This is a genomic window from Polaribacter sp. Q13, from assembly GCF_016858305.2.
Lineage (GTDB): Bacteria > Bacteroidota > Bacteroidia > Flavobacteriales > Flavobacteriaceae > Polaribacter.
On the sequence record NZ_CP074436.1, the window covers coordinates 3,235,997 to 3,262,480 of the forward strand.

General features: G+C 29.8%; 30 protein-coding genes. 20 read left to right on the plus strand and 10 right to left on the minus strand.

The window, feature by feature from the left end:
* Positions 1-194 precede the first annotated feature (194 nt).
* Positions 195-1,250, minus strand: coding sequence for an endonuclease/exonuclease/phosphatase family protein (locus tag JOP69_RS13575; protein WP_203393252.1), 1,056 nt, complete (start codon positions 1,248-1,250; stop codon positions 195-197).
* 141 nt (positions 1,251-1,391) lie between these two features.
* Between JOP69_RS13575 and JOP69_RS13580 the strand changes: the two genes are divergently transcribed.
* The 8 genes from JOP69_RS13580 (at position 1,392) to truB (ending at position 9,363) form a co-directional block, all read left to right on the plus strand.
* The gene (locus JOP69_RS13580) at positions 1,392-4,148 is read left to right on the plus strand and encodes a carboxypeptidase-like regulatory domain-containing protein (protein WP_203393251.1); all 2,757 of its coding nucleotides are present in this window, start codon (positions 1,392-1,394) and stop codon (positions 4,146-4,148) included.
* 20 nt (positions 4,149-4,168) lie between these two features.
* Positions 4,169-5,593: a DUF5689 domain-containing protein gene (locus tag JOP69_RS13585; protein ID WP_203393250.1), complete on the plus strand. Its 1,425-nt coding sequence runs from the start codon at positions 4,169-4,171 to the stop codon at positions 5,591-5,593.
* Between the two features lie 99 nt (positions 5,594-5,692).
* Complete coding sequence (locus JOP69_RS13590; RefSeq protein ID WP_203393249.1) at positions 5,693-6,142, plus strand: hypothetical protein; 450 nt, start codon at positions 5,693-5,695, stop codon at positions 6,140-6,142.
* A gap of 93 nt (positions 6,143-6,235) precedes the next feature.
* A complete protein-coding gene (gene mce / locus JOP69_RS13595) occupies positions 6,236-6,637 on the plus strand; it encodes a methylmalonyl-CoA epimerase (protein WP_203393248.1) in 402 nt (133 codons plus the stop codon).
* Between the two features lie 74 nt (positions 6,638-6,711).
* Positions 6,712-7,590 carry an ABC transporter permease gene (locus JOP69_RS13600; RefSeq protein WP_203393247.1) on the plus strand — a complete coding sequence of 293 codons (879 nt, stop codon included), beginning with the start codon at positions 6,712-6,714 and terminating at the stop codon, positions 7,588-7,590.
* Positions 7,591-7,594: 4 nt separating this feature from the next.
* Complete coding sequence (locus JOP69_RS13605) at positions 7,595-7,837, plus strand: DUF3098 domain-containing protein (protein ID WP_203393246.1); 243 nt, start codon at positions 7,595-7,597, stop codon at positions 7,835-7,837.
* Positions 7,838-7,839: 2 nt separating this feature from the next.
* Complete coding sequence (locus JOP69_RS13610; RefSeq protein WP_203393245.1) at positions 7,840-8,649, plus strand: undecaprenyl-diphosphate phosphatase; 810 nt, start codon at positions 7,840-7,842, stop codon at positions 8,647-8,649.
* Between the two features lie 9 nt (positions 8,650-8,658).
* Positions 8,659-9,363: a tRNA pseudouridine(55) synthase TruB gene (gene truB, locus JOP69_RS13615; RefSeq protein ID WP_203393244.1), complete on the plus strand. Its 705-nt coding sequence runs from the start codon at positions 8,659-8,661 to the stop codon at positions 9,361-9,363.
* 76 nt (positions 9,364-9,439) lie between these two features.
* Here the strand turns inward: truB and mscL are convergent, their stop codons facing one another.
* The 3 genes from mscL to JOP69_RS13630 are packed head-to-tail and all read right to left on the minus strand — an operon-like array spanning position 9,440 to position 11,621.
* The gene (gene mscL / locus JOP69_RS13620; protein ID WP_203393243.1) at positions 9,440-9,850 is read right to left on the minus strand and encodes a large conductance mechanosensitive channel protein MscL; all 411 of its coding nucleotides are present in this window, start codon (positions 9,848-9,850) and stop codon (positions 9,440-9,442) included.
* Positions 9,851-9,902: 52 nt separating this feature from the next.
* Positions 9,903-11,000, minus strand: coding sequence for an alanine racemase (alr, locus tag JOP69_RS13625; protein WP_203393242.1), 1,098 nt, complete (start codon positions 10,998-11,000; stop codon positions 9,903-9,905).
* A complete protein-coding gene (locus tag JOP69_RS13630; protein WP_203393241.1) occupies positions 11,001-11,621 on the minus strand; it encodes a thymidine kinase in 621 nt (206 codons plus the stop codon). It abuts the gene before it with no gap.
* A 100-nt stretch (positions 11,622-11,721) separates the two neighbouring features.
* Between JOP69_RS13630 and JOP69_RS13635 the strand changes: the two genes are divergently transcribed.
* Positions 11,722-12,684, plus strand: coding sequence for a hypothetical protein (locus JOP69_RS13635; protein ID WP_203393240.1), 963 nt, complete (start codon positions 11,722-11,724; stop codon positions 12,682-12,684).
* Here the strand turns inward: JOP69_RS13635 and JOP69_RS13640 are convergent.
* Both JOP69_RS13640 and JOP69_RS13645 read right to left on the minus strand, forming a co-directional pair.
* Positions 12,681-13,691, minus strand: a complete 1,011-nt coding sequence (locus JOP69_RS13640; protein WP_368377950.1) for a glycosyltransferase family 9 protein — start codon at positions 13,689-13,691, stop codon at positions 12,681-12,683. The genes JOP69_RS13635 and JOP69_RS13640 overlap by 4 nt on opposite strands.
* Positions 13,692-13,699: 8 nt before the next feature.
* The gene (locus tag JOP69_RS13645; protein WP_203393239.1) at positions 13,700-14,308 is read right to left on the minus strand and encodes a DUF4254 domain-containing protein; all 609 of its coding nucleotides are present in this window, start codon (positions 14,306-14,308) and stop codon (positions 13,700-13,702) included.
* 128 nt (positions 14,309-14,436) lie between these two features.
* On the opposite strand from JOP69_RS13645, the gene JOP69_RS13650 reads away from it, so the two are divergent.
* From JOP69_RS13650 to JOP69_RS13660, 3 genes are all read left to right on the plus strand, one after another.
* Complete coding sequence (locus JOP69_RS13650) at positions 14,437-14,913, plus strand: DUF4252 domain-containing protein (RefSeq protein WP_203393238.1); 477 nt, start codon at positions 14,437-14,439, stop codon at positions 14,911-14,913.
* 65 nt (positions 14,914-14,978) lie between these two features.
* Entirely contained in the window at positions 14,979-15,203 is a 225-nt protein-coding gene (locus tag JOP69_RS13655; RefSeq protein WP_203393237.1) for a type II toxin-antitoxin system ParD family antitoxin, read from the plus strand.
* Between the two features lie 15 nt (positions 15,204-15,218).
* Complete coding sequence (locus tag JOP69_RS13660) at positions 15,219-15,518, plus strand: type II toxin-antitoxin system RelE/ParE family toxin (RefSeq protein ID WP_203393236.1); 300 nt, start codon at positions 15,219-15,221, stop codon at positions 15,516-15,518.
* Between the two features lie 36 nt (positions 15,519-15,554).
* Here the strand turns inward: JOP69_RS13660 and JOP69_RS13665 are convergent, their stop codons facing one another.
* Complete coding sequence (locus JOP69_RS13665; protein WP_203393235.1) at positions 15,555-15,902, minus strand: arsenate reductase family protein; 348 nt, start codon at positions 15,900-15,902, stop codon at positions 15,555-15,557.
* Positions 15,903-15,943: 41 nt separating this feature from the next.
* Between JOP69_RS13665 and JOP69_RS13670 the strand changes: the two genes are divergently transcribed.
* Both JOP69_RS13670 and JOP69_RS13675 read left to right on the plus strand, forming a co-directional pair.
* Positions 15,944-16,399: a DinB family protein gene (locus JOP69_RS13670; RefSeq protein ID WP_203393234.1), complete on the plus strand. Its 456-nt coding sequence runs from the start codon at positions 15,944-15,946 to the stop codon at positions 16,397-16,399.
* 154 nt (positions 16,400-16,553) lie between these two features.
* Positions 16,554-17,702, plus strand: a complete 1,149-nt coding sequence (locus tag JOP69_RS13675) for a cystathionine gamma-synthase (RefSeq protein ID WP_203393233.1) — start codon at positions 16,554-16,556, stop codon at positions 17,700-17,702.
* A 339-nt stretch (positions 17,703-18,041) separates the two neighbouring features.
* Here the strand turns inward: JOP69_RS13675 and JOP69_RS13680 are convergent, their stop codons facing one another.
* Together JOP69_RS13680 and JOP69_RS13685 are read right to left on the minus strand one after the other, a co-directional pair.
* Positions 18,042-19,664, minus strand: coding sequence for an Ig-like domain-containing protein (locus tag JOP69_RS13680; protein ID WP_203393232.1), 1,623 nt, complete (start codon positions 19,662-19,664; stop codon positions 18,042-18,044).
* 56 nt (positions 19,665-19,720) lie between these two features.
* Positions 19,721-20,407 (minus strand): ComF family protein, encoded by a 687-nt coding sequence (locus JOP69_RS13685; protein ID WP_203393231.1) that lies wholly within the window; start codon positions 20,405-20,407, stop codon positions 19,721-19,723.
* 72 nt (positions 20,408-20,479) lie between these two features.
* Between JOP69_RS13685 and JOP69_RS13690 the strand changes: the two genes are divergently transcribed.
* Both JOP69_RS13690 and JOP69_RS13695 read left to right on the plus strand, forming a co-directional pair.
* Positions 20,480-21,022 carry a class I SAM-dependent methyltransferase gene (locus JOP69_RS13690; RefSeq protein WP_252191120.1) on the plus strand — a complete coding sequence of 181 codons (543 nt, stop codon included), beginning with the start codon at positions 20,480-20,482 and terminating at the stop codon, positions 21,020-21,022.
* A 45-nt stretch (positions 21,023-21,067) separates the two neighbouring features.
* Positions 21,068-22,609, plus strand: a complete 1,542-nt coding sequence (locus tag JOP69_RS13695; protein ID WP_203393229.1) for a glycine--tRNA ligase — start codon at positions 21,068-21,070, stop codon at positions 22,607-22,609.
* A gap of 90 nt (positions 22,610-22,699) precedes the next feature.
* Here the strand turns inward: JOP69_RS13695 and JOP69_RS13700 are convergent, their stop codons facing one another.
* A complete protein-coding gene (locus tag JOP69_RS13700) occupies positions 22,700-23,032 on the minus strand; it encodes a heavy metal-associated domain-containing protein (protein ID WP_203393228.1) in 333 nt (110 codons plus the stop codon).
* A gap of 161 nt (positions 23,033-23,193) precedes the next feature.
* Here JOP69_RS13700 and JOP69_RS13705 point away from each other — a divergent pair, with 161 nt between their 5' ends.
* The 4 genes from JOP69_RS13705 to JOP69_RS13720 all read left to right on the plus strand — a co-directional run bounded on the left by JOP69_RS13705 (position 23,194) and on the right by JOP69_RS13720 (position 26,483).
* Positions 23,194-24,069, plus strand: coding sequence for a DMT family transporter (locus tag JOP69_RS13705; protein WP_203393227.1), 876 nt, complete (start codon positions 23,194-23,196; stop codon positions 24,067-24,069).
* Between the two features lie 147 nt (positions 24,070-24,216).
* The gene (gene rplU, locus JOP69_RS13710) at positions 24,217-24,855 is read left to right on the plus strand and encodes a 50S ribosomal protein L21 (RefSeq protein ID WP_203393226.1); all 639 of its coding nucleotides are present in this window, start codon (positions 24,217-24,219) and stop codon (positions 24,853-24,855) included.
* 40 nt (positions 24,856-24,895) lie between these two features.
* Positions 24,896-25,156 carry a 50S ribosomal protein L27 gene (gene rpmA / locus JOP69_RS13715; protein WP_036782547.1) on the plus strand — a complete coding sequence of 87 codons (261 nt, stop codon included), beginning with the start codon at positions 24,896-24,898 and terminating at the stop codon, positions 25,154-25,156.
* Positions 25,157-25,250: 94 nt separating this feature from the next.
* Positions 25,251-26,483: a 3-deoxy-D-manno-octulosonic acid transferase gene (locus JOP69_RS13720; protein ID WP_203393225.1), complete on the plus strand. Its 1,233-nt coding sequence runs from the start codon at positions 25,251-25,253 to the stop codon at positions 26,481-26,483.
* Position 26,484 lies beyond the last annotated feature (1 nt).

Here is a 26,484-nt window from a genome sequence, read left to right on the forward strand (position 1 = left end):
AGATTTCTCTCAAAAGTTCGAAAAGACAAACAGAGCGCAAAAAAAAACACAACCGTGTCATTTTGACATTAGGAGAAATCTCATAAAGAAGCTAACACAAAACAGAGTAACTTCATGAGATTTCTCCTAAGTTTATATTGAGCATAGTCGAAATAACCAACTGAATGCTAAGAATAACAATGTAATTCTGAATACTATTTAGCTTCTCTAATCAAATACAGATAAACAGGATAATGGTCAGAATAACCACCCGTGTAACCACCGTTAGAAAAACTTCTAAAAGGATATCCTTTATATTTACCTTTTTTAGTGGTTAAAAAGCGCTTGTTAAAAATCATTGCTTTGTACATTTTATACGTAGAAAAATCTTTTTCTCCCTTGTCTAAAAGAGGAGAGGTAAAGAAAATCATATCAAATAAATTTATTTTATCTCTGTATTTTAACGTATTAAATCCTCTACGAAACATATCTTCATAAGGATTGTATAAATCTCCTTCGTGTACATCTTTCTTTGTACTCTTTGTTTTTAAAACGTTTTTAAAACTAGAATTATTAGGGTCATCATTAAAATCTCCCATAATTAATATTTTAGCCTTGGCGTCTTGCTTTCTAACCTGCTCTATTATTTTAGTGTTCTGGTAGGCTGCTTTTTCTCTATTAGGCCTGCTCGCAGCTTCACCACCCCTTCTAGAGGGCCAATGGTTTACAATAACGTGTATTAATTCATCATCTAAATAACCAGAAACTAATAATTGATCTCTAGTGTAAACAGGATAGTTATCTTTAAATATTTTTGGATTAAATGCTTCATGATGAATGGGATTAAAATATTTTTTCTGATACAATAACGCAACGTCTATCCCTCTTTTGTCCGGAGAATCATAATGTATAATGCCATAATCATTTTTAACCAAATGTTTAGAATGTATTAAATCTTCTAAAACACTTAGGTTTTCTACTTCAGAAACACCAATAATAGCAGGACTTGTCTTCGTTTTATCCGCTCCTATTTGAGCAATTGTACTACTTAGTTTTTCAATTTTATCCCAATAAACCTTAGATCTATTCGTTTTTAATTCCATCATTGGACTCGCTTCATCATTCTTATTTACATCGTTAATAGTATCAAACAAGTTTTCTAAGTTGTAAAAAGCAATGGTTCTAATGTTATATTTTTTTCCATTTTTTTGAGAATTACATGCTGTAATTGTTAACGAAAAAATAAAAATAAAAAATAATTTCTTATTCATTTTAGTGTTTTTATTGTTCTACAAAAGTAAGAAACTAAAGCAATTTTATGTGTTAAGATAGCTTGAAATTCAATGATTTAATTTTTTTTGACTAACTTTAAGAGCAAAGAAAAAGGAAATTTAAAGTACAATTTACTAATTATGAAAAAAATTGTTATGGCAACTTGCTTGCTATTGGCCTCGTTTTCGGTGGTTAATGGGCAGAGTATAGTGAAGGGAATCGTTTTAGATAACGATTCTAAAAAACCGATTAAAGATGTTTTAGTTAAAATTAAAAACACGTCTAAAAATCAATTTACAGACTTAAATGGTAATTTTATAATCAGGAATTTCCAAAATGGAAAAGTCATTTTAGAATTAAAATTGGTTGGATACGAAACCCAAAATATTCCAATCGAAACCTCTGGTCAAACTTTAGATTTAGGCAGTATCTTTTTATTTAAAGAAGTTATAGAAAATCAAGATTTAAGCTTAATTACACTTACGGATGATGAGTTAAATGATGACGCTAGTTCTGCAGATAATATTTCTGGACTACTACAATCATCAAAGGATATTTTTCTTAGAACTGCCGCTTATGAATTTAGTTCGTCTTTTTTTAAGATAAAAGGATTGGATTCGGGCAACGGAAAAGTGTTAATTAACGGCGTAGAAATGAATAAAGTTTATGACGGTAGAGCACAGTGGGGAAATTGGGGAGGATTAAATGATGTGTTAAGAAATCAGGAATTTAGAAATGGTTTAACACCTTCAGACGTTACTTTTGGAGGTCTTTTGGGTTCTACAAATATGAATACGAGAGCATCCGAACAAAGGCCAGGGATAAAGATAGCTTATTCTTCTTCCAACAGAAGTTATCAACATAGAATGATGGCTACTTATTCTAGCGGAATGTTAAAAAATAACTGGGCATTTACTTTTTCTGGAAGTAGAAGAATAGGTAATGAAGGTTTTAATGACGCAACTTCTTACAATGCATATTCCTTTTTTACCTCCATAGAAAAAAAGTTAAGCGATAAAAGTAGCATTAATTTTACAGGAATTTATACACCAAATAGAAGAGGTAAATCATCACCTAACACACAAGAAGTATTCGATTTAAAAGGAATAAAGTACAATGATTATTGGGGCTTTTTAAATGGCAAAAAGAAAAATTCTAGAATTAAAGAAGTTAGTGAGCCCATTTTAATGTTGAATCATTATTGGAATCTTTCTAAAAAGACAGCTATAAACGCAAGTATTGCCTATCAATTTGGGAAAATTGGTAATAGTAGAATAGATTATAATGGAGGGTCGAATCCGAGTGCCGCTTATTATCAAAATTTAGCGAGTTATTTTTTAAGATATGATGATTTTGAAGGTGCGTATACTGCAGAAAATAATTTTAAAAACGACGGACAAATAAATTGGAATCGGATTTTTGACGCCAATAATACCAATAAAGATTCAGGTTTAGAAAATGCCTATGTTTTGTATGAAGATAGAAATGATGACAAACAATTAACTATAAATAGCATCTTAAATACTGAGATAAATGAAAATATTTCTATCAACGGAAAAATAGAATATAAACAATTGCGTTCTCATAATTTTGCATCTGTTATTGATTTGTTAGGAGGGGAAGGTTATTTAGATATTGATCCTTTTGGGGCAAATGAAGAAGAGAAACAAAACGATCTCTTAAACCCGAATAGAATAGTGAAAGAAGGAGATGAGTTTAAATATAATTTCAATCTAAATTCTACTATAATAGCAGCTTTTACCCAAGCTCAATTTAGGTATAACAAAACAGATTTTTATGCTGCTTTAAATGTTTCTAGTACAACACATCAGCGAGAAGGTTTGTATAAAAATGGAAGTTTTTCTGAAAGTTCTTTAGGAAAATCAGAAGCACAGAAATTTATGAACTATGGTTTTAAAACGGGTGTGACTTATAAGTTTACAGGAAGGCATTTGGTAGATCTAAATGTTGCATATATATCGGCTGCGCCAACAATTAGAAACACCTTTTCTAACTCAAGAGAAAATAACAATGTTGTTTTAGATTTACAAAGCGAAAAAATACTGTCTACAGATATTAGTTATGTTTTTAGAAGCCCAATTATTACATCAAAAGTAACCGCATATTACACTTCTGTAAAAGATGCAACAGAGATTTCTTTTTACTTTGCTGATGGAGTTGGAGGAGATAATACGGCATTTGTGCAAGAAATACTACATGGAATTAACAAAAAGCATTTGGGCTTAGAATTAGGTTTGGAAGCTCAAGTTACATCAACCATAAATTTAAAAGGAGCCGCTGCTATTGGTCAGTTTACGTATGATAATAACCCGAATTTATATTTAACCACAGAAGCAGATACGGAATCTTTGGTTGCTGGTTTTGTAAACGGATTTAAAGATTTTGGGAAAACAAATCTCAAAAATTACAAATTAGCTGCAGGACCACAAAAGGCGTATTCCTTAGGTTTTGAATATAGAGATCCGGATTATTGGTTAATTGGAGCTACACTAAATTTTTTCAGTAATACATTTATTGATGTTTCTCCTTTAAATAGGTCTCAAAATTTTTACACAGATGATGATGGTTTGCCCTTTTTAGAATATGATAATGAGATTTCAAAAGGACTTTTAGAGCAAGAGAAATTCGCTAATTATTCGGTTGTAAACTTAATTGGCGGAAAATCTTTTATCATTAAAAAGTATTACATCAGTGTTTTTGCAACGGTAAATAATTTATTAAATAAAATCTATAAATCTGGCGGATTTGAACAAGGAAGAAATGCCAATTACAGACAATTATTAGAAGATAAATCTTTAGATAAACCTGTTTTTGGCAATAAATATTGGTATGGTAGAGGCGCAACTTATTTTATGAATGTAAGTGTGTCGTTTTAAGAAAAAGAAAAAAAAGAAAGATGAAAAAGAATAGAATAATCACAATAGTTTTGGCGCTTATAGCAAGTATCTCTTTTGTAACTTGTGTAGACGATGGAGATTTTAAAGTACCAGAAAGTTTAGGAAATGAAGAAAATGAAGCTGTTAATAAAATTATAGACAGTATTTCTTCTGGCGCTCTTCAATTAAAAACCATAAAACAGCTAAAGGAATTGTATATTATTGGAGATGATCCTTTAGAAATTGTCTCTGATATCGTGGTAAAAGGATATGTTATTTCTTCGGATAAATCTGGGAATTTCTATAAGGAGTTTTATATGCAAGACGAACCAGAAAACCCAACAGCAGGCATAAAAGTTGCTTTAAATTTAAGTAATAGTTACAATAAATTTAATATTGGTAGAGAAATTTATATTCGTTTAAAAGGTTTATATGTTGGTGAAACCAATTCTGGAGATGGAAATATTACCATTGGCGGAAAAATAAGTGCGACAGATCTTACAGAGATTGAAAACGTAACTACAAATCAAATTCCGAATCATATTTATAGAACAGAAACTACAGAAGAAATTGTGCCAAAAGTAATTGATTTTGCAGGTATAAACGAAACAGATATAGGAACCTTTGTAGCTTTAGAAAACGTGTTTTTCGATGCTAAACTAGCTGGTAAATCCTATGTAGATCCCATAGAAGATTTTGATACGCAACGTAAAATTCAAACTTGTTTAGGGTTGGGGTATGATGAATTATTAGTAGAAACGAGTTCGTTTTCTCGTTTTTCAAACGAAACTTTACCAGAAAATGCAGGTACAATAAAAGCCATTGTTTCTAAAGATTATGGAGGTGATTTAATTGTACTGGTTTTAAATGATACCAATGATGTTACTATGATTGATGAAAGGTGCACACCGTTACCTGCGGAAGAATATTCGACAATTTTATTATCAGAAAATTTTGATAATGAATCTGGAGATATTGATGTTTTTAATTGGATAAACTATAGAGAAGTAGGGACGAAGTCATGGAGATCTTATACGGATACTTATTCGCAAAGTAAAGCGGCAAGAATGGGGTCTAGTAGTTCTGGAGATGAAAGTACGGTTACTTGGTTAATTACCTCGGGGATTGACTTAGATATAACATCACAAGAATTTTTGTCTTTTGAAACTTCTAATAGTTTTGGAAATGGTAGCGAATTACAAGCTTTAATTTCTACCAATTTTGATGGAAATGAAAATAATATCAATGCTGCAAATTGGAGTATTTTACCCGCAAAAATAGTTTCTAATGGAGAGAATTATAAGAGTTGGATTCATTCTACTTATATCGAATTGTCAAATTATTCAGGAACTGCTTTTATCGCTTTTAAATATATAGGTAATGGGAATGTGAATTTTGATGGAACTTATGAGTTAGATAATATTGTTATTAATGCTAAACCATAACAAGTAATAAGTTGTTAAAAAGGAAGTATTTTTTGTTAATCGGGTGTTTTTCCTCTTTAAGTAATTTGTTTAAATGTATATTTTTGTAAAAAAAAGGCTATGAATAATGAAGGATTAGAAAAATCAGCTATAAGTAAATGTAGTTTTACTTTAAATGCAGAATTGAGCGAACTTTCTGTAAATGGAGTTGTTAGATTTCAAAATAATGGCAATAATAATATTCAATCTTATTGGAACAATAAAAAACTAACAATCCCTGTTTATGGAGTCTATAAAGTTTCTTGGGGTTTTCATCAGAATTCAATAAGTACTTTTTATAGAAACTCTAAAACAGAATTAGGATTGGTAATAAACAATAGAATTTATGCGGATAAAGCAAAAATAACTAAAGAATCTGCCAACATTCAAACTGTAAAATCATCTCATAAAACACTTACTTTATTGTTAAGAGAAAACGAAACAATAGCATTAAGTGCAGAAATTTTTAATGCTAATAGTTTAAACATGACAGATGTTTATCTAAAGGTAGATAAGCTAAATGTGGCTTAAAATAATTTAATTATAAAACCATAAAAAAAGAATTATCTGTTTACAATAAAAACGTTTCAATTTAGGATGAAGCGTTTTCTTTATTTTTACAAAATGAAAAAAATAGAACACATTGGCATTGCCGTAAAAGATTTAGAAAAGTCAAATGATTTGTTTGCTTCACTTTTTGGCAAGCCGCATTATAAAACAGAAGAAGTTGTTTCCGAAGGTGTAAAAACATCCTTTTTTAAATCAGGTCCAAATAAAATAGAATTATTAGAAGCCACAAACCCAGAAAGTACTATTGCCAAATTTATAGAAAAAAAAGGAGAAGGAATTCATCATATTGCCTTTGCGGTTTTAGATATAAAAGCAGAGATAAAAAGGCTTAAAAAAGAGGGGTTTATCATTTTAAATAAAGATCCAAAAAAGGGAGCTGATAATAAATTGGTCGCTTTTTTACACCCAAAATCTACGAATGGAGTCCTTATTGAATTATGTCAAGAAATAGATTAGTTAAAATACTGCTAACAGTTACGGAAACTGCATTCTAATTATTATCTTGCCAACTCTTAAAACCATTTTAAAATATGTCATCTAGCTTTGATTCTTATCAAAAACGACGACTGCTATCTTCTTACTTTTCAGTAGTAATAAGTATAGCTTTAGTGCTTTTTATGGTCGGTATTTTGGGGTTGGTTTTGTTAAAATCTACCTTTGTTGCTAATAAAGTAAAAGAAAAAGTTGCAATAACGTTGTTCTTAAAAGACAATGTTTCTACTAAAAATAGGAATAATTTTAAAGAATCTTTACTGAAAGAGCCGTTTACTAGAACTATTATTTATACAAGTAAAGAAAAAGCAGCCAAAACTTATAGTAAAGAAATTGGTGAAGATTTTCTGAAGTTCTTAGGAGAAAATCCTTTAAAAAATGGAATAGATATTTATTTAAAAGCAGATTTTGTAACTCCAGAAAAAATGCAAGAACTAGAACAACGTTTCCTTAAAAACGCCTATGTATCTGATGTTTCTTATGATAAATCATTAATTAGTTTATTAACTAAAAACATTAAAAGAATTAGCTTTTGGTTATTAGTGGTCTGTGGTTTCTTTGGTTTAGTTGCTATGATTCTAATTAATAGTTCTATTAGGTTATCTATATATTCTAAGCGATTTAATATTAAAACCATGCAAATGGTCGGTGCTACCAAAGGATTTATTAGAAAACCTTTTATTTGGCAAAGTATTAAATTGGGTATAATAGGAGCAATTTTAGCATTAATAGCTTTAGGTGCGGTTATTTATTATGTAGATAAATTTATACCTAGTTTAGAGTTGATTAAAGATTATGTTACGTTAGGATATTTAGTTGGAGGCGTTTTAATTTCGGCCTTTTTAATTACTTGGATTAGTACTTTCTTTGCAACACAACGTTTTTTAAACTTACAAACAGACGAACTTTATTATTAATACAATGAAAAACGAAAACACAGAACAACCAATTTTTTTATTTGGTAAAAAAAACTATACAATCATGATTGTTGGTATTATCGTTATTGCTTTAGGTTTTATATTTATGGCAGGAGGAGGAAGTGATAATCCTGAGGTTTTTAATGAAGAAATCTACAATTGGCAACGTATTCGTTTAGCACCAACATTAGTAATTATTGGTTTAGGAATTGAAATTTATGCTATTTTAGCAAATCCCAAAAAATAAGAATGAATTTAATAGAAACAATCATTTTAGCTGTTATTGAAGGAATAACAGAGTATTTACCTGTGTCATCTACTGGACACATGATTATTGCATCGTCTTTTATGAAAATTGCTACAGACGATTTTACCAAACTTTTTACAATTGTAATTCAATTAGGGGCCATTTTATCTGTAGTTGTTTTATATTGGAAAAGATTCTTTCAAAGTATCGATTTTTACTTTAAATTATTAGTAGCTTTTATTCCTGCAGTTGTTTTAGGTTTGTTATTAAATGATGTAATTGATAGTTTGTTAGAAAGCCCGGTAACGGTTGCAGTTTCATTAATTATAGGTGGTTTTATTCTTTTAAAAGTAGATGATTGGTTTAAATCGAATGAAGTCTATGATGCAGAAAACCCAACAGAACATACAGAAATTGGTTATATGACTGCGTTAAAAATTGGTTTCTTTCAATGTTTAGCAATGATTCCTGGTACCTCTAGAAGTGGTGCAAGTATTGTGGGTGGTATGACGCAAAAAATCAATAGAAAAGCTGCTGCAGAATTTTCGTTTTTTTTAGCAGTACCAACAATGTTAGGGGCAACTGCTTATAAAATGTATAAGTATTATAAAGCAGGTTTTGAGTTGTCTACAGACCAGGTTAATTATTTAATTATTGGTAATGTTATTGCTTTTGTAGTAGCGTTAATTGCTATTAAATCTTTTATAGATTATTTAAGTAAAAAAGGGTTTAAAATATTTGGGTACTATAGAATAGTATTAGGGATTTCTCTGTTAATTATTCACTTTTTCATTTATAGATTAACTATATAATTTTTGTTGATGACAGAAGAAGACTATAAAAACGGTCAAGTTTTATTAATAGATAAACCTTTAAACTGGACTTCATTTCAAGTTGTTAATAAACTTCGTTGGGAAATAAGACAACGTTTTAATATTAAAAAGATTAAAGTTGGTCATGCGGGTACTTTAGACCCTCTTGCTACTGGTTTGTTAATTATTTGTACCGGTAAGCAAACTAAAGAAATACATGTCTATCAAGGGCAAGAAAAAGAATATACAGGTACATTTACAATTGGGGCAACTACACCTAGTTATGATTTAGAAACAGAGGTTGATAAAACATATCCTACAGAACATATTACAGAAGAATTATTACGTGAAACTACCAAACAATTTTTTGGTGATATTCAACAAAAACCACCTATTTTCTCTGCAATAAAAAAAGATGGTAAACGCTTGTACGAGTTAGCAAGAAAAGGTGAAACTACAGAAATTCTGTCTAGAACTGTAAGTATTACAGAATTTGAAATCACAAAAATAAATTTACCGGAAGTAGAATTTAGAGTGGTTTGTAGTAAAGGGACATATATTCGTTCTTTAGCATACGACTTTGGGTTAGCTTTAAACTCAGGTGCACATTTATCAGCATTAAGAAGAACTAAAATTGGTAATTTTACTGTAGAAAATGGAGTCTCTGTAGAAGGTTTTATTGAAAATTTAAAAGAAAATTCTATAGAATCTTAACAAAAAAATATTTATTTAAGCATAAAAAAACCCAAGCAATTGCTTGGGTTTTTGTTTTATAAAGAAAAGTAAAAATTTATTTTTTAGCTAATAAATCTCTAATTTCTCCTAATAAATCTTCTTGACTTGGTCCTTTTGGAGCTTCTGGAGCAACTTCTTCTTTTTTCTTCATTTTGTTGTATTGTCTAATCATCATAAACATTACAAAACCAACAATAATTAAATTGATAATAGAATCAATCCAAGCACCATAAGTAATTGCATTTTCTGGACTAGTAACTTTTCCTGCTGCATCTAATACAGCTTCAGTTAAAACATATTTTTGATCAGCAAAACTAACACCTCCTGTAAATAAACCTACAACTGGCATCACAATATTACTCACAAATCCTTTTACAACTAGGCCAATTGCACCTGCCATAATTACTGCTACTGCAAATTCAATTACATTACCACCGGTAATAAACTTTTTAAATTCTTTTAACATCTTATTTTAATTTTAATTAAATATTAGATTGCAAAAGTAATAAAAATAACTATCACTTTAACACTTTATTAACACGTTGAGAGATTGCTGTTAATGTTTCGTACGGAATGGTCTCAGAAACATCAGCAATATGCTGTATCATAGCTTGATTATTAAAGATAATTACTTCATCACCTTCTCTACAATCAATTTTTGTAATATCGACCATAATCATATCCATACAAACATTACCAATTATATAAGCTTTTTGATTATTAATAAGTACATATCCTTTCTTATTACCTAATCTTCTAGATAAACCATCTGCATGACCAATTGGTATTGTTGCGGTTTTACTTTTTTTAGTAGCTGTATATGCTCTATTGTAACCCACTGTTTCTCCGGGTTCTATAATATGAATTTGAGAAATAATAGATTTTAAATTATGTGTATTTTTAAGTTGAGCTGTTTCTTTTTCTTCATTACCAAAACCGTATAATCCTATACCAATTCTAACCATATTAAATTGTGCTTTTGGATAGTTTATTAGTCCGGAAGTATTTAAAATGTGTAGCATAGGTTCATAACCTAAATGTTTGTAGAATTGCTGAGCAATATAAGCGAAGTTATTTATTTGATTGATCGTAAAATCTTGTTCTTCTAAATCTTCACTTGCTGCTAAATGAGAAAGCAAAGAAGCTACTTTTACGTGGGTTGTTTCTTTTAAACTAGCTATTATATTAGGAATATCGGTATGCCAAAACCCTAATCTATTTAGGCCTGTATTAAATTTTAGATGTACAGGGTAATTCATTAACGGAATTTCATCTGCCAGTTGCAAAAAGGCGTTAAAAATTCTAAAATTATACAAACAAGGTTCCAGCCTATATTCTACAACAGAGGCAATGTTTTGAATATGAGGATGCAGCACTAAAATGGGGGCTTCTACACCAGCTTCTCGTAAAGCTATCCCTTCTATAGCATATGCTACAGCAAAATAATCTACCTTGTCTTCTAAAAATTCAGCAATTTGTACGGCATCACTACCATAACCAAAAGCTTTAACAACTGCCAAAACTTTTGTTTCTGGTTGTAATTTTCCTTTAAAATAATTTAGGTTATGCAACAATGCATCACCATCAATTTCTAAAACTGTAACATGGTTATTCATTTATTCTGAAGTTGAATCAGAATCTTTTTGGGTTAAGATTCTTTGTTTTTGTATTGCTTTGTAATATGCAGCTCTACTTAAAGGCTCATATTCTTGAGTTTCCCCTAACATTACCAAATCATCATTTTTCGCTTTTCTAAAACTGTAATGCGCCAAGTTTCCGGTGTGTGTGCAAACGGCATGTACTTTTGTAACGTATTCTGCAGTTGCCATTAAAGCAGGCATTGGCCCAAAAGGATTTCCTTTAAAATCCATATCTAAACCGGCAACAATTACCCGAACACCTCGGTTTGCTAGATCGTTACAAACGGCAACAATTTCATCGTCAAAAAACTGAGCTTCATCAATACCAACAACATCAACATCAGTAGCTAATAGGCGAATGTTAGATGCAATAGGCACAGGTGTAGAGCGAATTCTATTATCGTTATGAGAAACCACTTCTTCTTCATCGTAACGAGTATCAACCGCAGGTTTAAAGATCTCTACACGTTGTTTTGCAAATTGAGCACGTTTTAATCTTCTAATTAATTCTTCTGTTTTACCAGAAAACATAGAGCCGCAAACTACTTCAATCCAACCAAATTGTTCTGAATGATTTACTGTATTTTCGAGAAACATTTTGTAATTTTAGGCATTAGAATGTTAAATTTGATGTTACTTTGAATTTCAACAAATTTAGGAATATTTACGAGTAAAAAATAACTTCAAGAAACAACTTATGCACAAAAAATTAGAAGCTGATTTAATCAGTTTAGCACACAGTATTTTACAATTAAAAAATAAAGAAGATGTGTTTGCTTTAAAAGAAAAATCGAAAGAAATTTATGAAAAATTATCTTTATTGGCTTTTGTAGAAGAATATGTAAATACAACTCCAGGTTTAGAAGAAACAAAAGAAGAATTAATTATTAAGGTAGAAAAAGGATTAGAGTTAAAAGAAGAGCAAAAAGTTGTTTCTGCTGATGTTGAGTCGGTTAATGAAGTTGAATCTATTGAGGAAGAAATCGTAGAGCTTTACGAAATCGAAGAAGAGGAAGAGATTGCTTCTGTTGATGATGAGGAGATTGAAGAATTTGAATCAGTTAATGACTCTATTGAAGAAGAAATAGTAGAACTTTATGAAATTGAAGAAGAGGAAAACGTTTTACCTGTAGAAGAACTAATTGAGGAAGCATTAGTTGAAGAAGTTGTATTGGAGGAAGCAGTAGAGGTAAAGAAAGAAGAGGAGAAAGTAGCCGTTGTAGTAGAAGAAATTATAGAACAACCTTTTGCGGAGTTAGAAGAAATTATGTTTGCGGAACCTAAATCTGTAGAAATAAAGGAAGAGGTTAAAGTAACAGAAAATAAAGTATTGTCTTTAGAAGAAGAGTTAGAAGACACTATTTCTGTGGATGAAATGGCTACTTTATTTGATATCCCTGTTACTGCACCAAAATCTTTAAACGATAGGTTAAATACAAACATTCAGATTGGTTTAAATGATAGAATTGCGTTTGTTAAGAATTTGTTTGAAGGCAGTCAAGAAGATTTTAACAGAGTAGTTTCTCAATTAAATACCTACGGAACAGAAAAAGAAGCTAAAAAGTTTCTTAATAAGATGGTAAAACCAGATTACGATTGGTCTAAACAAGAAGAACTAGAAGCTCGTTTTATAGAAATTGTAGAGCGTAAATTTGCTTAAAGAATACTGTTTACTTTATTGATTATTTGCTCGGTAGTAATACTGTCTGCACAATTAATATATTCTTGCGGGTACTTATTACCATAAATAGAAGTTGGCACTAAAGGATATTCTTTAGTGTCAGCTAATAAAGCATTTTCTTTTGGTTGATTAAAAGGCGCAAACCCAGCAAACGGATGCGTAACTCCCCAAATAGTAATTACTTTTACGCCATACATTGCTGCTAAATGAGCGTTTCCAGAATCCATAGACAACATACAGTCTAGGTTAGAAATGGTATCTAATTCTTCTGTAAAACTTAGTTTTCCTGCGGCTAAATAAATATTTTGGTTTGTTTTAAGCGTTTCTAATTGTGCAACATCACTTTTACCACCAAATAATAATAGGGTATAATTTTTAGAAAGTTGTGCTACAACAATTTTCATCTTTTCTAAAGAATACATTTTGCTTTTATGAGCAGCAAAAGGGGCAATTCCTATTGTTTTACGCTCGCTATTAATAACGTTTTTAAAAATATTAGGAATTGGTTTTTTTTCTGGAAAAACAGGATTTGATAAATCAATAGTAAAACCTAATTTTCTAAAAACATCAGCATAACGTTCACTAGAGGTTTTTAATTGCTTAAAGTTTTCTTTAGAAATTAACTCTTTTTTCTCTTTTCTTCCTTTATCAATCTGAATACATTTTTTATTGAAGAACAACAGTTTTAAAACATTACTTCTTAAAACATTATGTATATCTGCAATTGCAGTAAAATTAAAAGGTTTTAATTCTTTGTATAGTCTAAATAATCCTAAAAAACCTTTGTGCTTTCCTTTTTTATCAACCGGATAAACAGTAACGTTTTTAAAGTCTTTAAATATAGGAGTAAAAAATTTCTGAGTTAAAATAGTAACGTTAACCTCTTTATTTTGTTTAAATAAAGCATTTAAAACAGGTACTAAAATAGCTACGTCTCCCATTGCTGAAAGACGTATTATTAAAATATTATTTTTAGAATTAGACAAGAGTGGTGTTATTTAGAGGCTCTTAAAACAGGGTTTAATTCAGCGTCATTATACATTTTCATTTGCTTGTACACTTTCATATATTTTTTACCGTTTTCAATATCTTCTAGTAAATCATCAATAGCAGTAGATAAATCTGTACGTTGTTCTAAAAGAATAGCTAATTTTTTAGAACAACTAGCTTTGTGTGCTTCAGAAGCGTCTTCTCTAACTGTTTCTAAATGCATGTGATAAATTTTTAAAGCTAAAATAGACAATCTATCAATTGCCCAAGCCGGACTTTCAGAATTTATTTTTGCGTCTTTAGAAACGTTGATGTCTTTATATTTATCTAAAAAATAACTATCGATAAATTCAACATTATCAGTTCTAACTTGGTTAGAAGCATCAATTTTTCTTTTTAAAACAAGTGCATCTTCTGCATTTATATTTGGGTCTCTAATAATATCTTCATAAGCCCATTGTGTAGCATCTACCCAACATTTTTCAAACAAAAGAAAATCGATTAAATCACTTTTTTTATCAAAAGGATTTATGCAAACTTGCTCTACTTCTGTGTTTTTTTTATAAGTTTTTATACAATTATCAAAAATCTCGTTGGCTTTTTTAGAAAACATATACTTTAAATTTTAGAATACAAAATTACAAAATTAATGTTAGGTTTTAGGTGATATAATTTCTTAAAATAAAACGTGTATTGTAACATATGTAGTTCGTAGTCGTCTTCAATTTAAAACCCACTAACATGAAACATTTAACAACCATTTTATTCGCATTTTTTATAACTTCTATTTCTGCACAAGATGCGGCATTCGAAAATTTTTATAGCGTAAATAAAGAGAAATCTACTTTTTCTATCAATTTATCAGCTTCTTTGGCTGGTTCATTTTTAGATAATGAAGACGATGATGATTTAATGAATATTATTAGAAAATCGAGCGATTTTAAATTAATGATTTTCAATAATGAAGATAGCAATCTTTCAAAAGACTTTAGAAAATTCAGCAGAAAAAACAACCTAAAAACATTGGCAAGAGTAAAAGAAAACGGAAGTAAAGCCGAATTGTTTTTTATAGAAGAAGGGAAATATATTAGAGAAATAATTATTAGAGCAAACAGTGATTCAGATAAAATGGTGCTTTTTGGGGTAAAAACTAAAATTACACACGATGAACTAGCAGCTATGATTTCTTCTTCGGATGTAAAGTATTCATCAAATTAAAATTTTTAAATTGATTAAAAAATGTCTATATTTACTAAATATGGACATTTTTATTTTTATATCAAATGAATATTAGTTTTACAAAAAAGCAAGAAGAATATATTTCGGAACAAGTGGAGACTGGCGAATATCAAAATAACAGCGAGGTTATTAGAGATGCTTTGAGATTACATAGTATTTATAGAGATAAAGTTATTAAAGATTTAAGAAATGAAATAGAAATAGGTTGGTCTGGGGAACCAAGTAAAAGGTCTGTTTCAGATATAATTAACTTTAGGAAAAAAAGATAAAGCAGTATTGGTCTAATGAAATTACTTCACTACAACTTATCCCAAGAAGCAGATTTTGACATAGAAAAAATATTTGATTATACAGAAAAAGAATATGGTTTTAACCAAGCTGTAAGTTATCTAACAGATTTAGAAGCTGTTTTTAATAATTTAGTAATTCACCCAGAAATTGGGCGTCAAAGAAATGAAATAAAACAAGATTTGTTCTCAATTACAGAGCAACAACACATTGTTTTTTACAGGCTATTAAATAACCATATAAGGATTGTTAGAGTTTTACATGGTAGTAAAGATATTCCTAGAAACTTTAAATAATTTCGATATTTTCACAAAAAAATAAAAAGAGAAGGTTTAACCAATCTTCTCTTTTAAAGCTTCAATTACTTTCTTACTATTTCCAATAAAAATTTCTTCATCAACTATAAAAACCGGACGTTTTAAAAATGTGTATTCATCCAAAATAAATTGTCTATAATCCGCCTCAGACAAAGTTTGGTTTTTCAAGTCCATAGATTTATACAACTTTGCACGTTTATTAAAAAGTGCTTCGTAACTACCAGAAAGTGCATACATTTCTTCTAATTGAGCTGCAGTTATATTGTTTGCTTTAATTTCTTGTCGTTCAAAACCATCGGTATTTACCTCTTTTAAAATTCTTCGGCAAGTATCACAAGTTTGTAAAAAATAGACTTTCTTCATTTTTATAGATTATATTTACATCTCCAAAATTACACAAAAAAATGAACATACAATTCGATCTTTTAAGAACATCTCGCACACTAGTTTTAAAAGAATTAGAGGGCTTAACTTTAGAGCAAATCCATACAATTCCTGCAGGTTTTAAAAATAATATTGCTTGGAATGTTGCGCATTTAGTGGTTACACAACAGCTTTTAAACTACAAATTAGCAGGGTTAAACTGTTTGTGTCCAGATGAGTTAATCGAAGACTTTAAAAAAGGAACAGTACCAACAAAAACTTTTACAGAAGAGGAGTTTGAAGAAGTTAAAGAGTTGCTTTTAGGTTTACCAGACACTTTGCAAGAAGATTACGAAGCAGGTATTTTTGAAAATTTTGCAGAATATCCAACCAGTACCGGTTTTGTGCTTAATTCTATAGAAGCAGCCATTTCTTTCAACAATTTTCACGAAGGAATTCATTATGGAATTATAAGATCTATCAAGAAATTTTTATAGGTTTATTAGAAGCTGTTTCCAGCTTTCACTACTCGCTTTTTTTGAGATGCTAAAAAACAGCATCTCAAAAAAGAGCTCAAACAGACCGTTCAATCTGGGCTAAACTAGTTTGCCAACTTATAGCAATAATAAAATCATCAATACATTTTTAACGATGAAATTCAATACCAAAACAATTCACGGAGGTCAAAAACCAGAAGAAACTACCGGAGCAGTAATGCCACCAGTTTTTTTAACATCTACTTTTGCAAAAACGAGTCCTACAGAACACAAAGGATTTGAATATTCTAGAGGAGGAAACCCAACAAGGGCAGCCTTAGAAAACAGTTTAGCATCTTTAGAAAATGGAACACATGCATTTGCATTTGCATCTGGTTTGGCAGCAATAGATGCTGTTTTACGTTTATTAAACCCAGGTGATGAAATTATAGCCGGAGATGATTTATATGGAGGTAGTTATAGAATGTTTACCAAGTTGTTTCAAAAATACGGATTAGAGTTTTCTTTTGTAAACATGGACGATGTTAAAAACATTACAAATGCCATTACAGAAAATACAAAGTTAGTTTGGATAGAAACACCAACAAATCCGTTAATGAAAATTGCCGATATAAAAGCAATTTCATCAGCCGTAAAAGATATTGATGCTGCTATTTTAATAGGAGTAGATAATACATTTGCTACGCCTTATTTACAGCAACCTTTAGATTTAGGAACCGATATTGTAATGCATTCTGCAACAAAATATTTAGGTGGTCATAGCGATTTAATTATGGGAGCCTTAATTGTAAAGGATAAAAAGCTAGCAGAAGACATTCATTTTATTCAATACGCCGCAGGAGCAATTTCTGGACCAATGGACTCTTTTTTAGCATTAAGAGGCATAAAAACGTTACATATAAGAATGCAACGACATTGTGAAAACGGAATTATAGTAGCTAAATTTTTAGAAAAACATCCAAAAGTAAGCGTGGTGTATTATCCTGGTTTAGAAAAGCATCCAAATCATAAATTGGCTAAAAGTCAAATGAAAGACTTTGGCGGAATGGTTTCTTTTAGACTAAAAGAGGAGACTCAAGAAGCAGCATATGCATTTTTAGAAAACACTAAAATATTTACGTTAGCAGAATCTTTAGGCGGCGTAGAAAGTTTATCTAATCACCCAATAAGTATGTCTCATGGTTCTATTCCTGCACCAGAAAAAGAACGAATGGGTATTACAAATTCCTTAATTCGTTTAAGTGTTGGTATTGAAGATATAGAAGATATACTTGCAGACTTAGAACAAGCATTAAAAGTATAAAAAAAAGAGCCAATTGGCTCTTTTTTTTGTCAATCTAAATTTATTTTAGATTCTTATGGTTTTTAAATTTTAGTTATTTTAGATACTGAAACAAGTTACGTTTGACGATTTCAGTAATAAGCTATATATCAGTTAATTATTACATTTTTTCAAATTATAAAAAAAACTCCACATACCTGTCACTTCGACCTTTTGGGAGAAGTCTCATAAAGAAGAGAACGCAAAATTGAGCAATATTATGTGATTTCTCCCTTGGGGTCGAAATGATAAAGCTGTACGTCATCATTAATGCTTGAGAATTTTTTTTGTCTTGTGCCTCAGCATGACAAGTTTTTAAACTTATTCTGGGATTTTAACAGTAAACACATTTCCATCTAAATAATAATTTGCTCTTACTTCTAATTCTTCAGAATAATAGATAATTTTTTCTGGTTGTTGTTTTAGTAAGTAGTTACCAGTATCCCATTTATTATTTTTGTTTTCATCAACAATAGCTCTTATATAGTACTTTTTAGGTTCTAAAAGATTGTATTGTATTTGCCCGGAACCAGAAATAAACTTTGTTTCTATAAGCTTGTCTTTGTCTTTTCCTTCTAAAAGTTCAATAATTAAATGATTAGAAGTTTCATTTACAATATCCATTGTTATTCTTCCGTAATCTTCAATTTCTTTTGTTGTAAATTTATAATTTAAGGTATCATTTTTTTGTTCAAATATGTCGGAAATAGCTTCCGGCATCATTTTTAAGGCATATTTTTGTTGTGGTTTTTTATTAAAAACCAAAGCTATTTTATTTTCTTTATCAGAAATAAAACTAACAAAAGGAATCGTTAACGTGTCTTTATCTACAAGGGTAATTTTACTCGTATCAATTTTCACAAGCGGGTTATTTCCTTTCATAAAAAAAGTATCTCTAAGATGAAGCGTCCCTTCAGTAGAAGCGCTTAGAATTAAGGAGTCAATCTTTTTCTTACGAAGTTTTACGGTAACGGTATCTATAAAATTGTCGTTGGTAACTATAAAGTTTAAAGAATCTGCTTCAAAAGGTTTGTACCAATAGTTTAGGGTGTCTTTGTCTATTTCAAATTTAGAAACACTCTTAAAGTCATCAGGAGTATCAGAAATAATTTTAACTTTTAGATCTTTTATTTCGCCCTCATAGCCAAATTCAATTTTACCTCTCGTAATTTCTTTACCACGTTTAAATTGATAAGGTTGCGTTTCTTTAAATAATACAATTGGTTTTTTAATAATACTATCTCTAGGTAAAGTTATGGTGTCTGTAAAAAAACCTATTTTATCTTCCTTTGGATTAAAAAGGTAATCGTTGGTAGTTTCTTTTAGGGCAATCATTAGATACTTACCTTCTTTTAAATTAGTAAGATTATATAGTGAGGTATCTAAACTGTTTGTTACATAATTTGGTTTGTTTTTAAAAACGATAGAATCTGTAAAAGAACTATCTATTTTATATAACAGCACATTAATATTTTTCTGACTTTCATCTGAATATGCATCTTTAATTTTACCAGAAGTAGACAGTGAATCGATATATTTCCCTGTAGAAAAAACATATTTAAAACTTTCTAATTTATTTCCTTCATTATTATCTTCAATAGCATTACCAAAGTTTATAATATAGGTGGTGTTTTTAATTAAAGTATCAAGAATTTGTATGTTTAAAAATTTGCTTGCGGTACTTTGTGGGGTTACCAATAAAGGTGTTTTTAAAGGAGGAGAAACAATAAGCTGTTTGTTTAAATCCTTTAATTTTATATACTCATTAAAATTTAACTCTATTTCTTTTGCGTCAAAATTAATAGTTTCATAAGCCGGTTTAGAGGTTACAAACAAAGGTGCATCCTCATCTTTAGGCCCACCTTCTGGGTTTCCTGTTCTTGCGCAGTTGGTTAAAATTACAATTGAAATGCTAAAAAAAATAAATCTAAAAATGGGTTTCACAAAAAGTAAATTTGATACAAATTAACAATATATTTTTGACTTAAAAAGCATAAATTTTATTCGGTATATGCCATTGTTAAAATACTGATTTTTACACCTTCGGTTTTTTGCAACTCTTTTGCACAAGCTTCTAAGGTTGCACCCGTTGTAATTACATCATCAATTAATAAAATGTGTTTGTTTTTTAAGGCAGTTAAGTTAGATAACTGAAATTTTGTATCGTTATTATTAAAACGCTCAAAACGAGCTTTAAAAGTTTGGGTTTTTGATGTAGATGTTCTCAATAAAACTGTTTCTTTAAACGGTTTTTCTAAGTGATTGCTTAACATGTTTCCAAATTTCGAAACCTGATTATACCCTCTTTGCCTACGTTTTTTAGGATGCAACGGAACTGGAATAATAATATTGATGTCTGAAAATTCATTATTTTCTTTTAAAATTTCTCCTAACCAATTACCAAAAAAGATGCCTATTTCTTCATTTCCTTTGTATTTTAATTCGTGTATTAACTTTTTTGTGATGCCTTCTTTTCTATAAAACAATAAAGAATATGCTTTTTCTATGGCAACTCGTCCATAGAAAGTTTTAGATATTTTGTTCTCTGTGTAGTTTGTAAAATTGGTTAAAGGCAAGTCGTGCCTACAGAATGTACAGATTACATTTTCGTTCTGTGTTAGTTGGTCGTCGCAATTAGCACATAATTTAGGATAAAAAAGATTGAATAAGTCTTTTAAAATTCGCATTTTTACAAAGTCTTTTTTTGGAAAGATAATAATATAATTTAAGAACGAGATTTGATTAGCAGGTTAAATTTTTTGAAAGAGTCAATTAAAAATCTAAAAACATTAGGAACCGTTACGCCTAGTTCTCGGTTTTTAGCAGAAAGAATGCTAAAAAAAATAGATTTTTCTAAAGTGGAGGTTTTAGTTGAATTTGGACCAGGAGATGGAGTTATAACGAAACTGATCTTAGAAAAATTACCTAAAAATGCTACTTTAATTTGTTTTGAGATCAATGATAATTTTTACGATCAACTATCAGACATAAAAAATAAACAGCTTGTTGTGGTGAAGTCTTCTGCAGAAAAAATTGGAGAAGAGTTAAAAAAATTAAACTTTCATAAAACCTGTCATATTATTTCTAGCTTGCCGTTAACCATCATTCCAGAAGAAGTTACAAATGAAATTTTAGAGAAATCTTTTGATGTTCTAGAAGATAATGGAACATTTATTCAGTTTCAGTATAGTTTAACATATTTCAAAAAACTTAAAAGTATGTTTAATCAATCTATATCTTTAGGTTTTGAGCCCTTAAATTTTCCTCCAGCCTTTGTTTATCATTGTAAAAAAGTAGGTTAAATTTTTATTGATAAATTTTTAGATTGATGTATATTTGTCGCCATTATGGCAAAACAAGAAGATCAATTTAAAAAAGTATTATCGCACGCTAAAGAATATGGTTATGTATTTCAGTCTTCTGAAATTTATGACGGTTTAAGTGCGGTTTACGACTATGCTCAAAACGGAGTTGAGCTAAAGAAAAATATTAGAGATTATTGGTGGAAAGCAATGGTGCAAATGCACGAAAACATTGTGGGTATAGATGCTTCTATTTTAATGCATCCTACAACTTGGAAAGCTTCTGGGCATGTAGACGCTTTTAATGATCCATTAATTGATAACAAAGATTCTAAAAAACGTTATAGAGCTGATGTTTTAATTGAAGAATATTGCGCTAAAATTGAAGGAAAAATAAATAAAGAAGTTGCTAAAGCGGCAAAACGTTTTGGTGATGCTTTTAATAAAGAAGAATTTTTGGCTACCAACGGAAGAGTAGTTGGGTATCAAGAAAAAATAAATACCATTTTAGCAAGAATGGGTGCTTCTTTAGAAAAAGAAGATTTAGCCGATGTAAAGTTGTTAATTGAAGAATTAGAAATTGCAGATCCTTTAACAGGTTCTAGAAATTGGACAGATGTAAAACAGTTCAATTTAATGTTTGGTACCAAATTAGGTGCTTCTGCAGAAACTGCAATGGATTTATATTTACGTCCGGAAACGGCACAAGGAATTTTTGTAAATTTCTTAAACGTGCAAAAAACAGGAAGAATGAAAATTCCTTTTGGTATTGCGCAAACTGGTAAAGCGTTTAGAAATGAGATTGTTGCAAGACAGTTTATTTTTAGAATGCGTGAGTTTGAACAAATGGAAATGCAATTTTTTGTAAAACCAGGAACTCAAAAAGAATGGTATGATCAATGGAAAGAAACGCGTTTAAAATGGCATTTATCTTTAGGGATGGGCGCAGAGAACTACCGTTTTCATGATCATGATAAATTAGCACATTACGCAGATGCTGCTGCAGATATTGAGTTTAATTTTCCTTTCGGATTTAAAGAATTAGAAGGAATTCATTCTCGTACAGATTTCGATTTAAAAGCACATGAAAAATTTTCTGGTAAGAAATTACAGTATTTCGATCATGAAGAAAATAAAAGTTACACACCTTATGTGGTGGAAACATCTATTGGTTTAGATAGAATGTTCTTAGCTGTTTTTTCTCACTCTCTAGTAGAAGAAGAGCTAGAAAACGGAACTACAAGAACGGTTTTAAAATTACCATCGGTTTTAGCACCGTTTAAAGCAGCTATTTTTCCTTTAGTTAAAAAGGATGGTTTGCCAGAAGTAGCGCGTGAAATTATGGATGAATTAAAATGGGATTTCAACGTTTTTTACGATGAAAAAGATGCTGTTGGTAAACGTTACAGACGTCAGGATGCTGCAGGAACACCATTTTGTATTACCGTAGATCATGATACTTTAAACGATAAATGTGTTACTATTAGACATAGAGATACGATGGAGCAGAAAAGAGTTGCTATTGCAGATTTAAAAGAAATTATAAAAGCAGAAGTAGCTGTAAAAACTTGGTTACAGAAAATGTAATTAAAGTTAAGGCGTAAAAAAAAGCTGAATCTCAATTGAGATTCAGCTTTTTTTTTGATATATGATTTTGTTGTTAACTTTTTAAAAAAGTTATTCTTTTGATGAGATAGAGGCTTTGTAAAGTTCTCCACCAGCAATTCCGCTAACAAAAGAAGCTAAATCTTCTTTAGAAGTGGTGTTTGCATCAAACTGAATATTGGCAATACTATCTGTAAAAATTACTTTAGCATCTATAACACCTTCTTTTTTAGATAATTTAGATTGAATAGTTTTTGCACAACCAATTTCGCAGGTCATTCCAGAAATTGCTAAAGAAACACTTTGTTTGTTAACAGGAAGTACTTCTTTTTTTGCTTCACTTTTACAGCCAATTAAAACGAAACAAGCAAGTAGAAAAGAAAATAATATTTTTTTAATTTTCATAAAAATAGATTTAGAATATAAATATTTGAGTTAAAAAATAATTTGAATAACCCCTTAACGAATTGCATAAGGTTAAATTGTAAAATTATTATGCAAATTTATCAATAAAAGTACTGAAATTTAAACTTTTGTCGGATTTTTACAGAATACTTTTTTAGTCAATGAATAATCAGCAACAAAAATGGTTTTACCTTATTATTTTATCAATAGTTTGGGGTAGTTCATTTATCTTAATGAAGAAAGCTCTTTTAGGGGTAACTCCTATTCAATTAGGAGCGTTAAGAATGATTTTTACGGCTATATTTTTACTTTCTTTCGCTTTTCCATCCATAAAAAAAATAAAGAAAAGACATTGGAAATATATTGCATACACAGCACTTGTAGGTACATTTATACCCGGTTTTCTATTTGCTTTTGCAATTACCAGTATAGATAGTGCTATTGTGTCTATTCTAAATTCTTTTACACCTTTTAATACTTTAATTTTTGGAGCAATTGTTTTTGGTTTTGCTTTTAGAAAAGCTCAGTTGTATGGAATTTTGATTGGTTTAATAGGTACTCTAATTTTAATATTAGAAGGAGCAGATGTAAACCCAAATCAAAATTATTGGTATGCTTTCTTAATTATAATTGCTTCTGTTGGGTATGCTTTTAATGCCAATATGGTTAAAAAATATTTGTATGACTTGGATGCATTGGCAATAACAACCGGTAATTTTTTATTATTGATTATTCCTGCAACCTTTGTTTTAAGTTTTACAGATTTTTTTAATACGTTTGATACAGATAATGAGGTTCTCATGCATTCATTGGGTTATTTAGCTGTTTTATCTGTTGTTGGTACGGCTATTGCAAAAACAATTTATAATAAGTTAGTTCATATTTCTTCTCCAGTTTTTTCATCATCAGTAACTTATTTAATTCCTATTGTGGCTATTTTATGGGGAATGTTAGATGGTGAAAAGTTAAGTTTCATTCAGCTTATTGGAGGTGTAATTATACTTTTAGGTGTATACTTTGTAAATAAGACAAAGTAGTTTTTTATAAAGAAAAGGTATTCTCTTGATTTTGATAGAAGTATTTATAAAAACTATATTGGTTAGTTCTAAAAAAGATGTATATTTGCACCCGCATTTTCATTAGGAAACTGCAAAATAATTAGTAATAAACGCAAAACAAATAGTATGTACGCAATCGTAGAGATGGCAGGGCAGCAGTTTAAAGTTGCAAAAGACCAAAAAGTTTACGTTCACCGTTTACAAGGAGAAGTAGGATCAAAAGTTACTTTTGATAATGTACTTTTACTTGATGAAAAAGGTAATGTAACTATTGGCGCCCCAGCTATAGAAGGAGCTTCAGTAACAGCTCAAATTTTAAGTCACTTAAAAGGTGATAAAGTAATCGTTTTCAAGAAGAAAAGAAGAAAAGGTTACATTAAGAAAAACGGACACAGACAATTTTTAAGCGAGATTCTTATTGAATCTATTGCTGCTTCTGGTTCTAAAAAAGCTGCTCCTAAAAAAGAAGCTGCTCCAAAAGCAAAAGCTGCTCCAAAGAAATCTGCTAAAGCAGACGACTTAAAGAAAATTGAAGGTGCAGGACCTAAAGCTGCAGAAGCTTTAGTAAATGCAGGTTTAGATACTTTTGCAAAAGTAGCAAAAGCAGATCCAGCAAAATTGAGTGAAATCTTAACTGAAGCAAGTTCTAGATTATCTCATTTAGTAACAACTACTTGGCCTAAACAAGCTGGTTTAGCTGCAGAAGGTAAGTGGGATGAATTAAAAGAATTACAAGATAGATTAGACGGAGGTATTGAAAAATAATTCCTAAAAATTTAACTTTAACCTATAAAAACTCAATAAGATGGCACATAAAAAAGGTGTAGGTAGTTCGAAGAATGGTAGAGAATCAGAATCGAAACGACTAGGAGTAAAAATATTTGGAGGACAAGCTGCAATTGCAGGTAACATTATTGTTCGTCAAAGAGGAACAACTCACAATCCAGGAGAAAACGTTTACATGGGTAAAGATCATACTTTACATGCAAAGGTTGACGGTGTTGTAGAATTCCGTAAGAAAAAAGATAATAGATCATATGTATCTATTACTCCATTTGAAGCTTAAGAAATTTAGCTTTTAAAATTTAAAAACGCTCAAACATGTAAATGTTTGGGCGTTTTTTTGTTTTAGGAAAAATCCGTTTTGTATTTTTACATTTATGAAATTTTTATATGATCTTGTTGTTTTTAAAGCAATTTTTCTTTTACCAATTGTAGCTCTTTTTAATAAAAAAATAAAACTTTTTATTGATGGAAGAAAAGAAACGTTTTCTAAAATAGCTTCCTTAAAAAACGAAAATACAATTTGGTTTCATGCTGCTTCTTTAGGGGAGTTTGAGCAGGCAAGACCAATTATCGAAGAAATTAAAAAAGAGTACCCAACTTATAAAATTTTAGTCACTTTTTTTTCCCCTTCTGGGTATGAAATTAGAAAAGACTATAATTTAGCAGATGTTATTTGTTATTTGCCTTTAGATTCTAAATCGAATGCAAGAAAATTTGTAGAAATTGTAAACCCAAAGCTAGCAGTTTTTATTAAATATGAATTTTGGCCAAATCTTTTAGGTGAATTAAAATCAAAAGAAATTCCTACTATTTTAGTTTCTGGTATTTTAAGAGAGAAGCAACTTTTCTTTAAAAGTTATGGCGGTTTTATGAGAGATTCATTACAGGCCTTTCATTACTTTTTTGTGCAAGATGAAAATTCTAAAAAATTATTGAATTCAATTAATTTTAAGAACGTTACCATTGCAGGAGATACTCGTTTTGATAGAGTTTCTAAAATACTAGAACAAGATAATTCGTTAGATTTTATCAATCAATTTAAAAACAATAAATATACAGTTGTAGCGGGAAGTACTTGGCAAGAAGATGAAACGTTATTGGTAAATTACATTAATAATAAAGCATCTGAAGATGAAAAATTTATTATTGCGCCTCATAATATTAAGAATGATGCAATTTTAGAATTACAGAAATCGATAAACAAAAAAACTGTTTTATTTTCCGCAAAAGCGGATAAAAACCTAGCTGAATACCAGGTTTTTATTATTGATACGATTGGTATTTTAACCAAAATTTATGCTGGGGCAGATTTGGCGTATGTTGGTGGAGGTTTAAAAACAGGTTTACATAATATTTTAGAACCTGCAACTTTCGGAATTCCTGTTATTATTGGTGATAAGTTCGACAAATTTAAAGAAGCTGTAGATTTAGTGAAAATTGGAGGTTGTATTTCAATCAAAAATCAAGAAGAATTTACATCAAATTTTATCAGTTTAAAAAATGATGAAAACTTTAGGAAATTAACAGGAGTCATTAATAAAAGATATATTCAAGATCATCTTGGAGCTACAAAATTAATTATGAATTATTTAAAAGATAAAATTTAAA

What these genes read in the sequence shown, in the direction of transcription:
- JOP69_RS13575 (WP_203393252.1), bottom strand. Translation starts at nt 1,250, where the DNA reads ATGAATAAGAAATTATTTTTTATTTTTATTTTTTCGTTAACAATTACA.
- JOP69_RS13580 (WP_203393251.1), top strand. Translation starts at nt 1,392, where the DNA reads ATGAAAAAAATTGTTATGGCAACTTGCTTGCTATTGGCCTCGTTTTCG.
- JOP69_RS13585 (WP_203393250.1), top strand. Translation starts at nt 4,169, where the DNA reads ATGAAAAAGAATAGAATAATCACAATAGTTTTGGCGCTTATAGCAAGT.
- JOP69_RS13590 (WP_203393249.1), top strand. Translation starts at nt 5,693, where the DNA reads ATGAATAATGAAGGATTAGAAAAATCAGCTATAAGTAAATGTAGTTTT.
- mce (WP_203393248.1), top strand. Translation starts at nt 6,236, where the DNA reads ATGAAAAAAATAGAACACATTGGCATTGCCGTAAAAGATTTAGAAAAG.
- JOP69_RS13600 (WP_203393247.1), top strand. Translation starts at nt 6,712, where the DNA reads ATGTCATCTAGCTTTGATTCTTATCAAAAACGACGACTGCTATCTTCT.
- JOP69_RS13605 (WP_203393246.1), top strand. Translation starts at nt 7,595, where the DNA reads ATGAAAAACGAAAACACAGAACAACCAATTTTTTTATTTGGTAAAAAA.
- JOP69_RS13610 (WP_203393245.1), top strand. Translation starts at nt 7,840, where the DNA reads ATGAATTTAATAGAAACAATCATTTTAGCTGTTATTGAAGGAATAACA.
- truB (WP_203393244.1), top strand. Translation starts at nt 8,659, where the DNA reads ATGACAGAAGAAGACTATAAAAACGGTCAAGTTTTATTAATAGATAAA.
- mscL (WP_203393243.1), bottom strand. Translation starts at nt 9,850, where the DNA reads ATGTTAAAAGAATTTAAAAAGTTTATTACCGGTGGTAATGTAATTGAA.
- alr (WP_203393242.1), bottom strand. Translation starts at nt 11,000, where the DNA reads ATGAATAACCATGTTACAGTTTTAGAAATTGATGGTGATGCATTGTTG.
- JOP69_RS13630 (WP_203393241.1), bottom strand. Translation starts at nt 11,621, where the DNA reads ATGTTTCTCGAAAATACAGTAAATCATTCAGAACAATTTGGTTGGATT.
- JOP69_RS13635 (WP_203393240.1), top strand. Translation starts at nt 11,722, where the DNA reads ATGCACAAAAAATTAGAAGCTGATTTAATCAGTTTAGCACACAGTATT.
- JOP69_RS13645 (WP_203393239.1), bottom strand. Translation starts at nt 14,308, where the DNA reads ATGTTTTCTAAAAAAGCCAACGAGATTTTTGATAATTGTATAAAAACT.
- JOP69_RS13650 (WP_203393238.1), top strand. Translation starts at nt 14,437, where the DNA reads ATGAAACATTTAACAACCATTTTATTCGCATTTTTTATAACTTCTATT.
- JOP69_RS13655 (WP_203393237.1), top strand. Translation starts at nt 14,979, where the DNA reads ATGAATATTAGTTTTACAAAAAAGCAAGAAGAATATATTTCGGAACAA.
- JOP69_RS13660 (WP_203393236.1), top strand. Translation starts at nt 15,219, where the DNA reads ATGAAATTACTTCACTACAACTTATCCCAAGAAGCAGATTTTGACATA.
- JOP69_RS13665 (WP_203393235.1), bottom strand. Translation starts at nt 15,902, where the DNA reads ATGAAGAAAGTCTATTTTTTACAAACTTGTGATACTTGCCGAAGAATT.
- JOP69_RS13670 (WP_203393234.1), top strand. Translation starts at nt 15,944, where the DNA reads ATGAACATACAATTCGATCTTTTAAGAACATCTCGCACACTAGTTTTA.
- JOP69_RS13675 (WP_203393233.1), top strand. Translation starts at nt 16,554, where the DNA reads ATGAAATTCAATACCAAAACAATTCACGGAGGTCAAAAACCAGAAGAA.
- JOP69_RS13685 (WP_203393231.1), bottom strand. Translation starts at nt 20,407, where the DNA reads ATGCGAATTTTAAAAGACTTATTCAATCTTTTTTATCCTAAATTATGT.
- JOP69_RS13695 (WP_203393229.1), top strand. Translation starts at nt 21,068, where the DNA reads ATGGCAAAACAAGAAGATCAATTTAAAAAAGTATTATCGCACGCTAAA.
- JOP69_RS13700 (WP_203393228.1), bottom strand. Translation starts at nt 23,032, where the DNA reads ATGAAAATTAAAAAAATATTATTTTCTTTTCTACTTGCTTGTTTCGTT.
- JOP69_RS13705 (WP_203393227.1), top strand. Translation starts at nt 23,194, where the DNA reads ATGAATAATCAGCAACAAAAATGGTTTTACCTTATTATTTTATCAATA.
- rplU (WP_203393226.1), top strand. Translation starts at nt 24,217, where the DNA reads ATGTACGCAATCGTAGAGATGGCAGGGCAGCAGTTTAAAGTTGCAAAA.
- rpmA (WP_036782547.1), top strand. Translation starts at nt 24,896, where the DNA reads ATGGCACATAAAAAAGGTGTAGGTAGTTCGAAGAATGGTAGAGAATCA.
- JOP69_RS13720 (WP_203393225.1), top strand. Translation starts at nt 25,251, where the DNA reads ATGAAATTTTTATATGATCTTGTTGTTTTTAAAGCAATTTTTCTTTTA.